Genomic DNA, 15,617 nt, shown 5'->3' with positions numbered 1-15,617 from the left:
GGCTGGCGAACGGTAGATGTCGGCCCGCCAGCGGCCACATCGAGCAGATGGGCGTGCTTCGATCCCGAGCCTAGCCTAGGATGCGGGCCATGCGCGCCTTGAACTCGGACAGAAAGCGCGGGGCGTCCACGGTGAGTGCCACAAGCGCGCTCTTGTCGGGGTCGGACAGGCGATGCTCGTCGCAGATAGTGCGGCCGCGATACTCGCCGAGCAAGTCGACGCGCAAGTTGCAACCAAGTGCGCCCACGAGCGTGGGATCAATCGCCACGGCAACGGCAAGCGGATCGTGCAGCGCGCAGCCGCCCAGGTAAGGGGCGTTCATCTCGTACGAGCCAATGTAGTGCTCGACCATACTCGCAAATGCGCAGCCCGCCATGGTGCCCGAGCCCGTCCAACCGGCAATGTCGCGGCGCGTCAGCACCACGCGATGCGTCACGTCAAGACCAACCATGGTGAGTTTGCGGCCCGAGCGCAGCACGGCATCGGCCGCCTCGGGGTCGCTCGCCATGTTGGCCTCGGCACCGGCGCTCACGTTGCCGGGCACGGTCAGGGCGCCACCCATCACCACCACGCGGCCGATAGACATCATCGCCGCCGCGTCGCGCTCAAGGGCGAGCGCCAGGTTGGAGAGCGGACCGGTCGCCACATAGACCAAGTCGGGACCATAGGTACGCGCGGCATCAATCAGGTAATCGACCGCCGCATTGCCATCGGCCGACGTCGCGCCCACCGGCTCGTACAGCGAGGCGGGCACGCTTGCGCCGCCGATGCCGTTCTTGCCGTGGATAAGCGTGGTGGACGCCGGCGGCGTGTAGGGTTCGGTCGCCTTCACGGGACGATCGGCGCCCAGGTACACCGGCACCTCGGGACGACCCAACAGGTCGAGCACCGCCAGGCAGTTATGCGCCGACTGGTCGACGCGCACGTTGCCAAAGCACGTGGTGATGCCGACGAGCTCCACCTCGGGGCTCGCGATGGCATAGGCAAGCGCCATCGCATCATCCACACCCATATCCAGATCAAGGATCAGCTTCTTGGTTGCCATTGTTCTACTCCGCTTCTCCGTCTACATCCAAACCGTCTAAACCAAACTTGTGCTCGACTTCCGCACGCGTGGGAATTGATTGCTGAGCGCCCAAGCGCGACACCGTCACCGCCGAGGCGCGTGCACCCGCCGCCATGCACTCAAAGAGCGGCAGGCCCTCCAGGCGAGCCGCGGCAAGCGCACCGATAAATGTATCGCCCGCGGCCGTCGTATCGACCAACGTGCTCGAGAGCGCCGGCATGCGCAGCGGCTCGCCGTCATCGCCGAGCGTAACCGACCCGGCGCCGCCCAACGTGATGACCGCAGCTCCGGCACCCTTGGCGAGCAGGGCATTGAGCGCCGCGACGCAGCTCGCATCATCCGCGGGCAAGATGCCCGTCAGCACCTGGCACTCAGTCTCGTTGGGACAGACCAGGTCGACCGCAGGCCAGGCCTCCGCAGGCAACTCGCAGGCAGGCGCCGGATTAAAGACCGTATAGAACCCGAGCTCGTGAGCGCAAACAAGCGCCTCGGCCGTCGCCGCAAGGTCACATTCGCCCTGGGCGATAAAGACGCTTCCGGCAGCCGGGGCAATATCGCTGGCGTCTCCGTCGAGCTCATCGGCTACCAGACGCCTCAGCGCGCGGGCAACATCCTCGCCCGCGAGCGCATGGTTGGCACCCGGCGACAGCACGATGCGGTTGTCACCCTCGCAGCGAATGATGGTCGCCGTTCCCGTCTCCACGTCATCGCGACGCGCTACAAAGACACAGTCCACGCCGGCGTCTTGGAGCCCCGCCACGAGCGACGTGCCAAATGCGTCGCAGCCGACCGCGCCGATCATATGCGTGTGCGCGCCCATGCGCGCAGCAGCTACGGCCTGGTTGGCGCCTTTGCCGCCGGCGTTGGTGATAAACCCGCTGCCGCCAACGGTCTCGCCCGCACGCGGCATGCGCTCGCACGCCACCGAAAGGTCCATGTTCATGCTGCCGAACACCGCAACGATGCCGCTATCTGCCATGGAAACCTCCTCGTCCGCGGGCTCTGCACCCGCCTTTGGCCGTCAATCGTGCGCTCTCGCGCCTCTATAACTTTAGTTCACTTTGATGTGGACGCGCGCTTGAGCTTGCGCCGGCAGCAAGCATTCACAGGAGCAGGCGGTTACAATGAAGACGTGCTGATTATTCTCGTCATTGGATGATGTTTTATGGAACAATTCCCGCGATCGAGTTCGCGCAGCTCACGCCACGCGAGCGATCAACAAGCGCCGCACGAACGTTCGCGCGCTAACCGACAAGCCACCGAGCCGCGCCACGCCGCAGGCTCTCATCGTGCGCCCGCCAACAAGGGTGCCCACACCAACAGCGCCGCAAAAGAACAGGCACCCACGCGCCCCAAATCTCGTTATATCCCCGCCCTCGACGGCCTGCGCACGCTCGCCGTCGTCGCGGTAGTGCTCTATCACCTCAACCTCACATGGGCACAGGGCGGCCTGCTTGGCGTCACGATTTTCTTTGTGCTCTCGGGCTATCTGATCACGCGCCTGCTCATCAACGAAGTGTCAAAGACCGGCCGCATCGACCTCAAGAGCTTCTGGATTCGCCGCATCCGTCGCCTGTTCCCCGCCGTGGTAACCGTTGTGGTGGTGACCTGCGCGCTGTGCACCATCTTTAACCATGTGATGCTCACCAAGATGCGCCCCGACATCCTGCCGTCGCTGCTGTTTTTTAATAACTGGTGGCAGATTGCCCAAAACGTCTCGTACTTCAATGCTCTGGGCGACCCCTCGCCGCTCACGCACTTTTGGTCGCTCGCCATCGAGGAACAGTTCTACCTGATTTGGCCGCCATTGCTGTTTGCCATGGTATCCATGCATGTGAGCAAGCCCAACACGCGCCGCGTGGTTCTGGGCCTTGCCGCGGTATCTGCCCTCGCCATGATGGTACTCTACAATCCCGCCGCCGACCCCAGCCGCGTGTACTACGGCACCGACACCCGCGTGTTCTCGCTGCTACTGGGTGCCTGGATGGCCTTTATCCCCGATCGCGACCTGGCGCCGGTGCGTCTCGCTCATCGTTTGGGGCTCAATCGCCTGGCTGGCGCCGCCAAGCACGGCAAGAAAGCCGAGGACAAGCCTGACAAGAAGGCCGACGAATCAGCCGATACCGCCCTGGCACAGCCGAGCGCCCTCGTGCGCTTTTGGTCCTCGCCCGCATCCATCGATGTCTTAGGCGTCGTGGGTCTGGTTGGCCTTGCCGCCATGGTCGCACTCACCAACGGCTACACCGCGTTCCAGTATCGCGGCGGCACGCTGTTATGCTCCATCCTCACGCTCATGGTCATCGCAGCCTGCGTGCAGCCCCAGGGAATGGTTGCCCGCGCGCTGTCCGCCGAGCCGCTCGTGTGGGTTGGCAAGCGCTCGTACAGCATCTACCTGTGGCACTATCCACTGCTGCTGCTCATGAACCCGGTCGCCAACATCAGCGATACGCCCTGGTGGCAGTACATCTTGCAGGTACTTGTGGTGGTCGCCGTAGCCGAGTGCTCCTATCGCTTTATCGAGACGCCGTTTAGGAAGGGCGCCTTTGGACGCACCGTTTCCGAGCTCCGCGAAGGCACCACCACGCCCGCAAACTGGGTGCGCGCGCATATTCCCGTGTGCGCCGTTTGCGGCGTCGTGCTTGTCGTGGCGCTGGGTGGTCTGGTCTTCGTGCCCGACACATCCGCGCTGAGCGGCGAGGGCGCCGAAATCCTAAACAAGGAAGCCAAAAATGCAAAACCCCAGGACCAGCAGGCGGCCGATGACACCGACAAGGACAACGACGGCTTCCCCGACGGATCCTACGACCTGCTCATGATTGGCGACTCCGTGTCCCTGCGCGCCGTCGATTCCTTTGACGGCGTGTTCCCCCACAGTCACATCGATGCCGAAAAGGGCCGCCAGTTCGATGCGGGCCGCACAACATTTGAGGGTTATATCCAGCAGAACCTCGCCGGCAAGATCGTAGTCTTTGCGCTGGGCACCAACGGCCTAGTGACCGATGTCCAGATTGACGCCATCATGGCCGATGCCGGCAATCAGCGCACCGTCGTATTTGTAAACACGCGCAGCCCGCAGCCATGGGTCGGCGCTACCAATCAGGCCATCGCCAACGCCGCCACGCGCTATAAAAACGTGCGCGTTATCGACTGGTACGGATATAGTGCCAACCGCAACGATCTGTTCGACGGCGACGGCACGCACCTTTCGAACGCGGGCGTGGCCGAGTACCTTAAGCTCATCCACGATGCCGTCAAGAAGGACCTGCCCGTGCATCCCGAGGACCACGTTAACGATCCGCAGCCGGCGGCCGTCAAGTCCGCCGCCGACGCACTCGTCAACGCGCTCGCCTACAAACCGCACAAGCTAGGCACCGACAAGTAACACACTGTCAAATCCGCTTGCACCCGGAGGGGGCGTCGGCCACAACCGACGCCCCCTCCGGCAGTTAGGGACGTTCCATATGTGCCGGTACTTAGGGACACTCCTGACGCGGTCGATGAATGCCCTTCCGCGGCCGAATTCTGAGTTCCTCGCCACCCCGAGTGTCGTCTGCAAGCCCCGCACCCGCAGCAAACACCCCAAGGTTGCTCTTTTCGAGCCGGCCCCAAGGGGCCGTGGGCAAAAAATGCCAAATATGAGTACTGATACCATTTTAGTAACAGGCAAAATGGCCCAAAATGGCGTTCTTTCGGTCGCCATACCCCTTTGGACCGGCCAGAATAATCGGCTTAAAGCCTGGCTGTATCGATATTAATTAACAGATACTTTAGTTATGTTCATTATCTTCATTGTCTTAATTGTCACCGGATTAGCAACAGTACTCATATTTGGCATTTTTTGCCCACGCGTATATAACCAACCCCCTACATCAGGCAAAAAACAAGCCGCAGCCCATGGCCACGGCCCGCTCGAAACCCAAAAGAGACGCTACGCGCTGTAGCCCATCGCCTGCAGCACAAACATGACGACCGTCAGCACCGTAATCACACCGATAGTCGCCCAGGTGAGCACATTCCACACGCGGCCGTTGCGGTTGGCGCCCATAATGTGTCGATCGGCGGCAATAATCACCTGGAACACCAAAACCACGGGCAACAGCACGCCGTTAATGACCTGCGAGGTCATCATAATCTGGAACAGGTCAACACCGGGCATAAGCACCAGCACGGCAGAGATGCCAATGATGGCCGTAATGATGCCGCGATAGACCGGGGCCTCGTCCCAGCTGCGATCGGCACCGCGCTCCCAGCCAAATGCCTCGCAGATGGCGCTGGACGTAACGCCTGGCAGCACACAGGCGGCCAAGAAGCTCGCCGCGACCAGGCCCGAGGCAAACAGCACCGTGGACCACTGGCCCGCGATAGGCTCCAATGCGCGGGCGGCATCGGCAGCGTCGCTAATCTGAATGCCTGCAGGGAACAACACCGTACCGGTCGTGATGATAATAAAGCCGGCGATGACATCGGCGGCAATCGAGCCGCTCACGGTGTCGATGCGCTGCAGCACGATATCGTCCTCGCCCGCATTCTTATCGACCACGTTGTTCTGCGCCAAGAAGATCATCCACGGCGCGATGGTGGTACCAATCGTTGCGACCACAAGCGACACGTAGCTGGGGTCATTTTGGATGTTGGGCACAACCAGGTCGACTGCCACCTCGCCCCAGCTGGGGCCAGCCATAAATGCAGCGACAATGTAGGTCACAAACACACAACTCACCAGCAGCAGAATCTTCTCGATGCGCTGGAAGCTACCCGACATGGTAAGCATCCAAACCAGCAGTGCCACCAGCGGCACCGAGATGCTCGCCGGCACGCCAAAGAGGGCAAGGCCGCTCGCGATACCCGCAAACTCCGAAATGGTCACGGCTGTATTGGCGATCAGCAGCGCCGCCATGGCCAGCACGCTCCTGCGCACGCCAAAGCGCTCGCGGATGAGCGAGGCCAGGCCCTTGCCTGTGACGCAGCCGCAACGCGCCGCAGTCTCCTGCGTCACGATGAGCAGCACGGTCATGACGGGAAGCATCCACAGCATCTTGTAGCCATAGCTGGCACCAGCGCTGGAATACGTGGCGATGCCGCCGGCGTCATTGCCCGAAAGCGCCGCCAGAAGGCCAGGGCCCATGGCGCCAAAGATGGCCGCGATGGTCAGCTTTTGCTTGGTGCTCGCCTTTTGCTTCGTGTTTTGCACGCGACCACCTAACCCATGACTGACATGGTGAGCAGCACCGCGGCGATGCAGTACGCCACACACGAGATCATGACGGCAATGACGTTCATGGCGGTGCCCGATGTATTGAGGTCGTGCTCGTCACGCCAGAACAACACCATCAGGTAAATCACGGCGCTCATGTTGCCGATCAGGCAGACGATGGCCGCGATGTTAAAGCAGCCGGTAAAGAGCTGCTCTTCAAACATGGGCGCGTCGAGGAATGCGGCGGTGCGCACCAGCTGGGCGCATAGGTAGGTCACGAGCGACAGAATCAGGCCCATGCCCGTGCTCTGGAAGAAAAATCCCAGATACGGCTTGGGCTCATCGTCATGGCCGTCGTATTCCAAGAAGTAGTTCTTGACAAACGACACCATACGCGAGGCAGCCAGCAGCACGAGCGGCATGGCGCACATGGGGAACACCACCAGATGCGCCGAGCCCAGCGCCGTCCCAAGCACCGTTGCCATGATGCACGAGGCAATGCCCCACACGACAACCCAGTACTGGCGATGCACAAACCAGCTGAGCACATTCGTCGAATCGTCGGACGCGCTATCGCCCGAGCCAACGCCTGCGATCTGCAGGTCCTCCTGGTGCTCCTCGGCGATAACATCCATGGCGTCGTCAAAGGTCACGATACCCAAGATGTGACGGTTCTCGTCGCAAACGGGAATGGCAACCAGGTCGTACTTGGTCATCTCGTCCGTTACGTCTTCCTGGTCATCGTCGGGCGACACATAAACCAGGTCGCGATAGGCCAGCTGGCCCAGCGTGGCGTCGCGGTCGGCCACGATCAGCGTGCGCAGCGAAAGCACGCCGGTGAGCATGCCGCTCGGGTCCTCGGTATAGACGTAGTAGACGCTCTCGAAGTCCTCGTCGAGCTTGCGAATCGCCTCGATGGCGTCACCGACCGTCGCTGTGGCGGGCAGGGAGACAAACTCCGAGGTCATGATACGGCCGGCGGTGTTGTCCTCATAGCCCAGCAGGTTACGAATCGCCTTCTCCTCCTGAACGCCCATCAGGCGCAAAAGCTTCTCGGCCTTCTCGTAATCGAGCTCGTCGATCAGGTCGGCGGCGTCGTCCGGGTCCATCATGGCCAGCATCGACGATGCGTCCGTGTCGGACAGGCCCTCGAGCATCTCGGTCATAAGCTCGTCGTCATCGAACTCCGAGATGGCCTCGGCGGCCTGGGCGGTATCGAGTTGCGCGAACACCTGCGCACGCAGGCGCGGGTCGAGCTGTTCGATAATGTCGGCAATGTCGGCAGGGTGCAGCTCTCCAAGCGTCTTGTGCGACACCGAAAGCTGGATGTTTTTAGTCGAACGATCGAGCAGGTCCATGTAGGACCAGGCGATGATATCCTCGCCGAGCGGTTTGCCCAGGTGCTTCATAAAGCCCTCGACGACATGCTCGAGTGCGGGGCTGATCGCGCGCAGTAGACCGCGGGCGCCAACTTCGGCACCCAGCAGACGCAGCTGATTTTCGCCCGACATGGAAAACTTGATGTCGTTTACGCGCACGACCTTCATGCCCTGCGTGTCGACAATCTGCTTGTTGAGCACGTCGCGGGCGAGCAAGAGTTCGGTCGGCTGCAGGTACGAAAAACGGATTTCGGTGGCCGGCGACTTAAGGTGCACACCAGTCTCGTCGATACGGTCGACCCATTTGCGCCAGCTGATCATAAACGGCGTCTTACCGGGTCCGCGGAACGCGAGCGACGTCACGTGCGGAAAAACTTCGCCGGTAGCAATGCCAAAATCGTTCACAACGCCGAGCTTTTCGCCATCGACGTCCAAGACCGGCAGTTTGAGCATCTCACTCAGATAATTCACTGGTGCTCCCCATCATTATTCCTTCGGACTGCGGCCATACCGGCACGCCATCCGTGGACTTTTAGATATGTATACGCATGCGCGGGCGGCACGCCGCTCGGCGCTCACACCCCGTGCATGCGCAAGAAGCACCTGCAAGGGGTCATCGACTGTATGGTCGAGGTTTGGATTTCACCTGTAACCTTTCTCTTGACCCTTGTTATCCGCAGTAACTATAGCATCAGCATCGCGCTGTGGCGCCATATTTATGCTCCAAACATCACAGGCATACCAAACGCTGACGCATCCGTGACATAGTCATTGGGAACGTTCTTAAATGACTAGTCTGTGGTGTCGTCATCTTCGACGAGCTGGGGGAACACGGCGTTTTTGGGCATGGCGACCTTCGTCAGCGAGGTGAGCTTTTTGCTCAGCGATGCGTCCGTCTTAACCAGATCGCTCAACGTCACGATTTTGTAGCCGTCGGCAATAAGCCCATCGATAATCTGCGGCAACGCCTCGAGCGTCTGCTCGGCGCACTTATCGTTATCGGTCAGCAGCACAATGTTGCCTGGCGTCACCGAATCGAGCACCGTCGAGACTTGCTCGTCGGCACCGTTGAGCAGCCAGTCGCCCGAATCGATATTCCACGAGACCACGGCAGACACCAGGTCCATCGCATCAATCCAGTTTTGCTCGTCAAAGGCTGCGTAGGGAGCGCGCAAAAGCATCGTCTTCACGCCGGTCGCGGACTTGATCGCCTCGGTGCCCTTCGAAATCTGCTCGCGCACCGCGTCGCGGTCCTGACCCTTGAGCGACTCGTCGCGGTAGCTGTTGGAGCCGACTTCGCACCCGGCATCGACAATCGCCTTGGCCGTGGCAGGCGAGGCCTCGGCCGCATCGCCCGACAGGAAGAACGTCGCGGTGACACCCTTTTCCTTGAGCACCTGCAAGATCTGCTTGGTCGCTCCGCTCGGGCCCTCATCAAACGTCAGCGCCACGTACTTTTCGTTGCCCTTGGGCGCCACGCTCGCGCACTCGACCACGCAATCGGTGGCGGGCACGACCTCGCCACGGTCCTGCGTCTTGCCCGACTGCTCGCCGACCCACACCTCGGAGCGGCCCTGGATGCCCCACGTCTTGACGTACTCGATGGCACCCGTGCCCTCGACCTTGAGCTTGGGCTCGATAACCGTCGCCTGGACCTCGTGCTTCTCATACGTGTCGCGGCCGTCCTTGACCGTCACCTTCTCGCCGCCCGTAAGCTCGCGGCTTTTCCATTTGCCCTGTTTTATGCGCTTGCCGTCCACCTTTACCGACAGCTTTTCGCCGCCATGGCGGGTCAGCACGCTGTCGTCAACAGCCAGCAGGTCCCCGGCATCGTAGGTATCGGCCAGCTCCTGGTCGTCGATGAGATTTTGCAGCGTAGAGCCGACGCGCACCGCAGTCTCCTGGCCATTGAGGACGACATCCACGCTGCGGTTGACGTAGCCCACGACGGCAGCGATAAACAACACGAGCGCACAACCCACGGCAATAAGCGCATAGGGCAGGCGAGACGAACGACGGGGCGTGCGGCTGTTGCCGATGCGAGCGCTGCGGTCGCTAAAGCCGCGGCTATGGTTGAGATACATCGCTCCGGGCTTACGGTGACGCTTGCGCTGACCGCTGGGCAGCTGCCCCAGGTCGCGGCGCGCCGTCGGACGCGCACCCGAGCGCCTGTTTAAGTTAGATCCGTTTTGACGCATGTGCCCTCCCCCATAAACGCAGCAAGCCGGAGCAACAGGTCTCCGGCTTGTCTCCCGTCATTTGGTACGTCGCTATTTGCTAGCTTTCGACGAGCCCCCGCTCGCCTTTTGATATTCGTCCTTAAAGGCCTTGAACATACCGCGCGTCTTGCCGAGCTGCTTGCCCAGCGCGCGGCTGCCCTTGTCCACGGCGACCGAACCCTTGTCATCGAGCACCTTGGCGCCCTTCTTGACCTTATCGCCCACCGCGACGCTTGCCTCGGCAGCCTTTGCAGCGGCACCGCCCGAATACCCGAGCGACTTGACCTCGTCCGAAACGATCATCGCGCCGTCCGCATAGCCGCGCAGCATCGTCGGCGGCATCTGCGTGTCGCCCACCAGCACACTCGAAGCAGCACCAGCGGTCACGTAGAACGTCTGCACGACACCCGAACGCGGCTTGAACTCCACATCCGAGCAATAGCCCACGACATCGCCCGACTCCGTGCGCACGTCCATGCCAACCCAGATAATGCAATCGTCCAGGTTGATGTCGAGGCGCTTGGCCGCAGCGGCATCGTAGGTGCCCTTGACGTCGTCAACCGCGATGGCGCCCTCGTAGACGCCAATGGCATCGAGCGCCACAAATCGGTCAGGGCGCTCGATCATGCCCGCGATATCGGACTGGCGAACCATAAAGCCCACCACGCGCGTACCGCCCGGGGTAAAGACCGGAAAGTGAATCTTGCCGAGCTTTTTAGGGCTGCGCGGCGTGCCGTCTTTTTTGGTGCGCTTGTCCTCGGTAGGCTTGCGATAGATCTTGGCGCCGACAAAATCCCCGGCGCGCATTATGCCTCGGTCGAAGGCTCCGCGGCCTCGGTGTCGGCCTCAACGGCGTTTTCGACCACGACATCGGCGGCGGGCGTCACGTTGCCGCCCGAGATGGCGTCGTTGAGCTGCTCCCGCAGCTGGTCCATGCGCTCGCGGGCAAGGTCAACCTTGGCACGCAGGTCATCGGTCTTGGCGTCGACCATCGGGCCAAAATCGTTGACCGCGGCACGGGCCCCCTCGGCACCGTGCTCGTAGGTGTCGCGCATGTTATCCCAGGCGTCGTTGGCGATATCGGCAGCCATGGCGCGGGTCTCGGCGCCCGAGCGCGGAGCCAGGGCGACGCCGATGATGGCGCCGGCGGCAGCACCGAAGAGCGCACCCGAGATAAAGTTGAAAGTCTTACCCATGTTCATTCCTCTCCTGCGGGCACCTCGGCGCCCACCGTTTGAATGCTGTCCATTATACCCGCAGCACAGCGCTTGCCGTCTTGCTCATCTGCGTACGGTAAAGGCGCAGGTACATAATGGTGATAAGCGAGTGAGCCTACTCCTGCGGCACGGCCGGCATGGCCACCGTGGCGGCCGGGTCCTCGCCGGCGCCGTCAACGAGCGGCAGCGTTCCCTCGTGCGCGGGGGCAACCGGAGCCGTCGCCGCGCCACCGTAGACGGCAGCGGGGGCCTCGTGGCTCTCAGCGGTCGCGCCCTCGGTATCGATTGCCTCCTGCGGCTCGTCGTCAAAGTTCGGGACGCCCTGGGGCTCCGCGGACTCGGGCTCGGAAGCCGCCTCGGCAGGCGCCTCGTCGACAGGATCGACGGCAGCCTCGGCAGGCGCCTCGCCCTCGGTCGCGTCCCCGGCCTCGTCCTCGGCGTTCGCGGCGGCGACGGCCTCGTGCGGATCCTTGCCCTCGGCCTCGGCACGCATGCCCAGCACCAGGTTGCGCAGGCCCGCGACCGTACCGTCCACATCGGGAGCGGGCTGGTCGGCATGCAGATAGGCCCAATCCATCATAAAGGTCGCCGAAGACAGCGCGCCGATGGCCAGCGCGTCGTCGGGACACGAAAGCTCGACCTCAAAGACACGCTCATCGTGCTCGCTCACACGAGTGCGGCCGCACGAAATGCTGCCGGCAAGCCCGGTCTCGTTCATGAGCTCGACCGTCACGTGCTCCAGCAGATGGCAAAGCTCGGTCTGGCCCATGCAGTCCTGGAACTCGCGACCGGAATCGCCCAGGCACAGATGCTTGGCAATCGCGGGCACCAGGTAGTACACGCGCGCCGTGGCTTCGATGTCCTCCGAGGTCATGAGCGGCATGCCGGGGTTCACCAGCACATGCGCGCAGATCTTGTCCTCGCTGACGGTGACCTTAAGGATGTTGAACAGGCCTGCCATAACTCTCCCCTACTCTTCCTTGCCCTACTCGTCGCCGTCGTGCGGGTCCGCAGAGCCCGCACCCGACACCGTCGGCTTATCTGCCGAGGGCTCGGAATCCTTCTTATCGGTTTCGGCCGGAGCGATCACGCGAATGAGCGAGATGCGCTGGCCACGCATCGACTGCACCTTAAACTTGTACCCCGCGACCTCAAACACCTCTCCGATGTCGGGTACCGAGTCGCAAAGCTCCAAAATCCAGCCGGCGATGGTCTCATAATCATCGCTTTCCTCGAGCGGCCAACCAAGCTCAATCGCGTCATCGCACGAAAAACGCCCATCGACGAGCCACTCGCGGCGCGAAAGGCGCGTGAGGTACTTGTTGTCGGGGTCGAACTCGTCCTCGATCTCGCCCACGATCTCCTCGACGATGTCCTCGATGGTGATGATGCCGGCCGTGCCACCGTACTCGTCCACGACCACTACGATCTGGTCGTGCGAGGTCTGCATCTCGGACAGCAACGGCAGGATGTCCTTGGTGTCGGGCACAAAGGCGGCGTCGCGCAAAAAGTCGGCGATGGGCTGGTCGCCCTTGCCGTCGAGCGAAGGCTGGATCAGGTCCTTGATGTGCGCGATGCCGGCGACGTTGTCGGGATCCTCGTGATAGACGGGGATGCGGCTAAAGCCGGTCTGGCGCATGGTGGACAACACGTCGGCGACCGTCTCGTCGTCCTCGCACATGGTAGTGTCCACGCGCGGCACCATGACCTCGCGGGCAACGGTGTCGCCCAGGTCGAAGATCTCGTGGATCATGCGCTTTTCCTCGTCGAGCAGGTCGTCCTGCTCCGAGACCATGTACTTAATCTCTTCCTCCGAGACGTTTTGGCGGTCGTCGGCGCTTTTAATGCGCAGGATGCGGGCCAGGCCATCGGAGCAAGCGCCGGTCAGCCACACGAGCGGACGGGCGATCTTTTGGAACACGGAGAGCGGTCCCACGACCTGCTTGGACACGCCCTCGGCGTTGGCCAGACCGATGCGCTTGGGCACAAGCTCGCCAATCACGATGGACACGAAGGCGACCGCAACGGTGATGATGACCGGCGCCAGGCCGCGCGCGATGGCAGAGAGCGGCGCGATGCCAAAGCTCGTGAGCCACGTGGCAAGCGGGTCGGACAGGCTCGTCGAGGCGACGGCAGACGAGGCAAAGCCCACGAGCGTGATGGCGACCTGGATGGTGGCGAGCAGCTGGTCGGAATCGGCGGCCAGCTTAATGGCGCGCTCGGCGCGCTTGTCGCCCTCCTCGGCCTCGTGCTCCAGCACGGCGCGCTTAGCCGTGGTGAGCGCCATCTCGGACATGGAGAAGTAGCCGTTGATGAGGGTCAAAACGAGGGTGGTGATAAGGGAGATGGTTATGTCCATCGGGAGTTTCTCGAACCTCCAAGATTCGGGACGTTAGGGTAAAACGTTGATGACAGATACGGCAATTGCACCGGCGCCCAAACGAGGACGCGGGCGCGCGGACATGGTCGCTAGATTACGAAGAGGATCACCGCCATGAACTGGAAGATGCTGCCGGCGAGCACCCACAGGTGAAACACGCTGTGCAGATAGCGCACGTTTTTGGCGATATAGAACGGCACGCCCGCGGTGTAGCACACGCCGCCGACGGCGAGCAGGGCAAGTGCCACGGGGTTGAGCAGCGCCACGAGCTCGGGCAGCTTAAAAACGACGAGCCAGCCCATCAGCAGGTAGACCAGGCCGCTTACCCAGTGCGGTTGACGCTCACGCATAAAACACTCGAGGGCGATGCCGACAATGGCAATAGCCCACACGGCAAAGAACAGCACAGCGCCGCCGTCGTTTGCGAGCGTGATGAGGCAAAACGGCGTATAGCTGCCGGCTATGAGCAGGTAGATGCAGCTGTGGTCGATAATGCGGAACACGCGTTTAGCGCCCGCGGGCTGAATCGCATGGTAGAGCGTAGAGGCTAGGTATTCGAGGATAATGCTGACGCCATAGACAATTGCCGCGGCCATGTGGGCCGGGCCCCCGCCGCGCAGGGCGGCGAATACGATCAGGAGCACCAGGCCCGCGATACCCAGCAGGCAGCCGACACCATGGGTGACGGAGTTCATGATCTCCTCGCCCACCGTGTAGTGTGGAACGGCCGCGGTCTTGGGTCGCGGCTTAGAACTGTCGCTCGAATCGGACATGCCGGTTACATCCTCCAACGTAAAGAGTTCTCAACACTATATCAAAGCGTCTAGGTACGTGCGAAATTTGCACCATACGTGACCCTTTGTTTACCCATTCTTTGCCTGTTGACGCATCAACGGCGAACGTCCATAATGCGCTTGCATTAAATGTTGATGTATTAACATCTTATAGGAAAGCTTCTTATGTCTCAAAACGCACGTTCCCATCGAAAGCTCAAGATAGCCGGCGTCGTTGCGCTGGTGCTCGTTGTCGCGCTGCTGGGGTTTGCCGGCAACTTTTTGTTTGACTTTGCCCTGAATCCCCAAGCGCCCTACACCATGAAGATGATGCAGGATAGCAAGAACGACAAAGAAGGCGAGCAGCCGGATGCCGAGGAAACCGAGGCGCGGGCGTGGTTTAAAGAGAATCGCGAGAGCAGCAGCCTCACCGCAGATGACGGAACCGAACTTGCCGCTTGGTATTTTGCCGCCTCGGAGAACACCCACGATTACGCCGTCTGCCTGCATGGATATACCAACGAGCCCATCGGCATGGCCCGATACGCCAAGCGCTTCCACGACCGCGGCATGAACGTGCTTGCGCCTGCCGCCCGCGCCCACGAGCGCTCCGGCGGCGACTATATCGGCATGGGCTGGCCCGAGCGCCTCGATATCGTCGCATGGATCGAGCAAATCGTTCAGGCTGACCCCGAGGCGCGCATCCTGGTCTTTGGCGAGTCGATGGGTGCAGCAACCGCTATGAACGTGGCGGGAGAATCTCTGCCCGCAAACGTGAAATGTATTATCGAGGACTGTGGTTATACGAGTGTTTGGGACGAGTTTTCTCTGCAGCTCAAGGACGTGTTCGGCCTGCCCAGCTTTCCCTTGCTCGATGTAGCAAACTTGGTGTGCAACGTGCGCGCGGGCTACGACTTTCATAAGGCGAGCAGTGTGGAGCAACTCAAACACGCGACGGTTCCCATGCTGTTTATCCACGGCGACCAGGACACCTTTGTGCCGTACGACATGCTCGACCAAAACTACGACGCGTGCGCCAGCAAAGTCAAGCAAAAGCTCACCATCCATGGCGCCACCCACGCCAAGAGCGCGCAAGTTGACCCCGAGCTCTACTGGAACACAGTCAACAACTTCCTCGACGAGTATTTTTAGGCAAAAAGCAACGTCTGGGGCTTTATCTGACCCCCTATTTTCGAAAGTATGCGGCAAAATCTGGAACTGCCGACCAGACCGCAGTTTTACCAACAATTTATCAGGGGTTTTGTTGCCAAAAAACGTCGTGTGCTCGGCGGTCTCGAAATTTGCCGCATACTTCCGAAAAGCCGCCCGTGAGCGCTGTGCCCACGGGCGGCTTTTGCTCTACTTGCGCCAGAAAAGCGCTTCATTTGT

At 61.5% G+C, this 15,617-nt stretch carries 12 protein-coding genes; 2 read left to right on the top strand and 10 right to left on the bottom strand.

The annotated features are described in order from the left end of the window. Positions 1–70 precede the first annotated feature (70 nt). Both V2391_RS07665 and V2391_RS07660 read right to left on the bottom strand, forming a co-directional pair. Positions 71–1,045, bottom strand: a complete 975-nt coding sequence (locus tag V2391_RS07665; protein ID WP_329738855.1) for a nucleoside hydrolase — start codon at positions 1,043–1,045, stop codon at positions 71–73. A gap of 4 nt (positions 1,046–1,049) precedes the next feature. After that, entirely contained in the window at positions 1,050–2,045 is a 996-nt protein-coding gene (locus V2391_RS07660) for a ribokinase (protein WP_329738854.1), read from the bottom strand. A 186-nt stretch (positions 2,046–2,231) separates the two neighbouring features. Between V2391_RS07660 and V2391_RS07655 the strand changes: the two genes are divergently transcribed. Continuing rightward, positions 2,232–4,448, top strand: coding sequence for an acyltransferase family protein (locus tag V2391_RS07655; RefSeq protein ID WP_329738853.1), 2,217 nt, complete (start codon positions 2,232–2,234; stop codon positions 4,446–4,448). Between the two features lie 546 nt (positions 4,449–4,994). Here the strand turns inward: V2391_RS07655 and V2391_RS07650 are convergent. The 8 genes from V2391_RS07650 to trhA form a co-directional block, all read right to left on the bottom strand. Next, the gene (locus V2391_RS07650; RefSeq protein WP_329738933.1) at positions 4,995–6,191 is read right to left on the bottom strand and encodes an Nramp family divalent metal transporter; all 1,197 of its coding nucleotides are present in this window, start codon (positions 6,189–6,191) and stop codon (positions 4,995–4,997) included. Positions 6,192–6,265: 74 nt separating this feature from the next. Next, positions 6,266–8,110 carry a magnesium transporter gene (locus V2391_RS07645; protein ID WP_118080140.1) on the bottom strand — a complete coding sequence of 615 codons (1,845 nt, stop codon included), beginning with the start codon at positions 8,108–8,110 and terminating at the stop codon, positions 6,266–6,268. Positions 8,111–8,430: 320 nt separating this feature from the next. Further along, positions 8,431–9,837, bottom strand: coding sequence for a polysaccharide deacetylase family protein (locus V2391_RS07640; protein WP_329738852.1), 1,407 nt, complete (start codon positions 9,835–9,837; stop codon positions 8,431–8,433). A 72-nt stretch (positions 9,838–9,909) separates the two neighbouring features. Beyond that, positions 9,910–10,665 carry a PRC-barrel domain containing protein gene (locus V2391_RS07635; protein WP_196025901.1) on the bottom strand — a complete coding sequence of 252 codons (756 nt, stop codon included), beginning with the start codon at positions 10,663–10,665 and terminating at the stop codon, positions 9,910–9,912. Continuing rightward, positions 10,665–11,054 carry a YtxH domain-containing protein gene (locus V2391_RS07630; protein ID WP_196025902.1) on the bottom strand — a complete coding sequence of 130 codons (390 nt, stop codon included), beginning with the start codon at positions 11,052–11,054 and terminating at the stop codon, positions 10,665–10,667. Before V2391_RS07630 ends, V2391_RS07635 begins: the two co-directional genes overlap by 1 nt. Before the next feature lie 136 nt (positions 11,055–11,190). Further along, the gene (locus V2391_RS07625; protein WP_329738851.1) at positions 11,191–12,036 is read right to left on the bottom strand and encodes a cyanophycin synthetase family protein; all 846 of its coding nucleotides are present in this window, start codon (positions 12,034–12,036) and stop codon (positions 11,191–11,193) included. A gap of 24 nt (positions 12,037–12,060) precedes the next feature. Beyond that, positions 12,061–13,434 carry a hemolysin family protein gene (locus V2391_RS07620; protein ID WP_196025903.1) on the bottom strand — a complete coding sequence of 458 codons (1,374 nt, stop codon included), beginning with the start codon at positions 13,432–13,434 and terminating at the stop codon, positions 12,061–12,063. 110 nt (positions 13,435–13,544) lie between these two features. Beyond that, positions 13,545–14,228, bottom strand: a complete 684-nt coding sequence (trhA, locus tag V2391_RS07615) for a PAQR family membrane homeostasis protein TrhA (RefSeq protein WP_196025904.1) — start codon at positions 14,226–14,228, stop codon at positions 13,545–13,547. Positions 14,229–14,414: 186 nt separating this feature from the next. On the opposite strand from trhA, the gene V2391_RS07610 reads away from it, so the two are divergent. After that, the gene (locus V2391_RS07610; RefSeq protein ID WP_196025905.1) at positions 14,415–15,380 is read left to right on the top strand and encodes an alpha/beta hydrolase; all 966 of its coding nucleotides are present in this window, start codon (positions 14,415–14,417) and stop codon (positions 15,378–15,380) included. Positions 15,381–15,617: the final 237 nt, after the last annotated feature.

Origin of the sequence: Collinsella sp. CM84Y_54 (assembly GCF_036317945.1) — a bacterium.
Lineage (GTDB): Bacteria > Actinomycetota > Coriobacteriia > Coriobacteriales > Coriobacteriaceae > Collinsella.
Note: the sequence above shows the minus strand (reverse complement) of the source record. Positions and strands in the feature narration are given on the sequence as shown.

Excerpts from the sequence above, each read along its gene's own strand:
- V2391_RS07665 (WP_329738855.1), bottom strand. The coding sequence starts at position 1,045 with ATGGCAACCAAGAAGCTGATCCTTGATCTGGATATGGGTGTGGATGAT.
- V2391_RS07660 (WP_329738854.1), bottom strand. The coding sequence starts at position 2,045 with ATGGCAGATAGCGGCATCGTTGCGGTGTTCGGCAGCATGAACATGGAC.
- V2391_RS07655 (WP_329738853.1), top strand. The coding sequence starts at position 2,232 with ATGGAACAATTCCCGCGATCGAGTTCGCGCAGCTCACGCCACGCGAGC.
- V2391_RS07650 (WP_329738933.1), bottom strand. The coding sequence starts at position 6,191 with ATGGGCCCTGGCCTTCTGGCGGCGCTTTCGGGCAATGACGCCGGCGGC.
- V2391_RS07640 (WP_329738852.1), bottom strand. The coding sequence starts at position 9,837 with ATGCGTCAAAACGGATCTAACTTAAACAGGCGCTCGGGTGCGCGTCCG.
- V2391_RS07635 (WP_196025901.1), bottom strand. The coding sequence starts at position 10,665 with ATGCGCGCCGGGGATTTTGTCGGCGCCAAGATCTATCGCAAGCCTACC.
- V2391_RS07630 (WP_196025902.1), bottom strand. The coding sequence starts at position 11,054 with ATGGGTAAGACTTTCAACTTTATCTCGGGTGCGCTCTTCGGTGCTGCC.
- V2391_RS07625 (WP_329738851.1), bottom strand. The coding sequence starts at position 12,036 with ATGGCAGGCCTGTTCAACATCCTTAAGGTCACCGTCAGCGAGGACAAG.
- V2391_RS07620 (WP_196025903.1), bottom strand. The coding sequence starts at position 13,434 with ATGGACATAACCATCTCCCTTATCACCACCCTCGTTTTGACCCTCATC.
- trhA (WP_196025904.1), bottom strand. The coding sequence starts at position 14,228 with ATGTCCGATTCGAGCGACAGTTCTAAGCCGCGACCCAAGACCGCGGCC.
- V2391_RS07610 (WP_196025905.1), top strand. The coding sequence starts at position 14,415 with ATGTCTCAAAACGCACGTTCCCATCGAAAGCTCAAGATAGCCGGCGTC.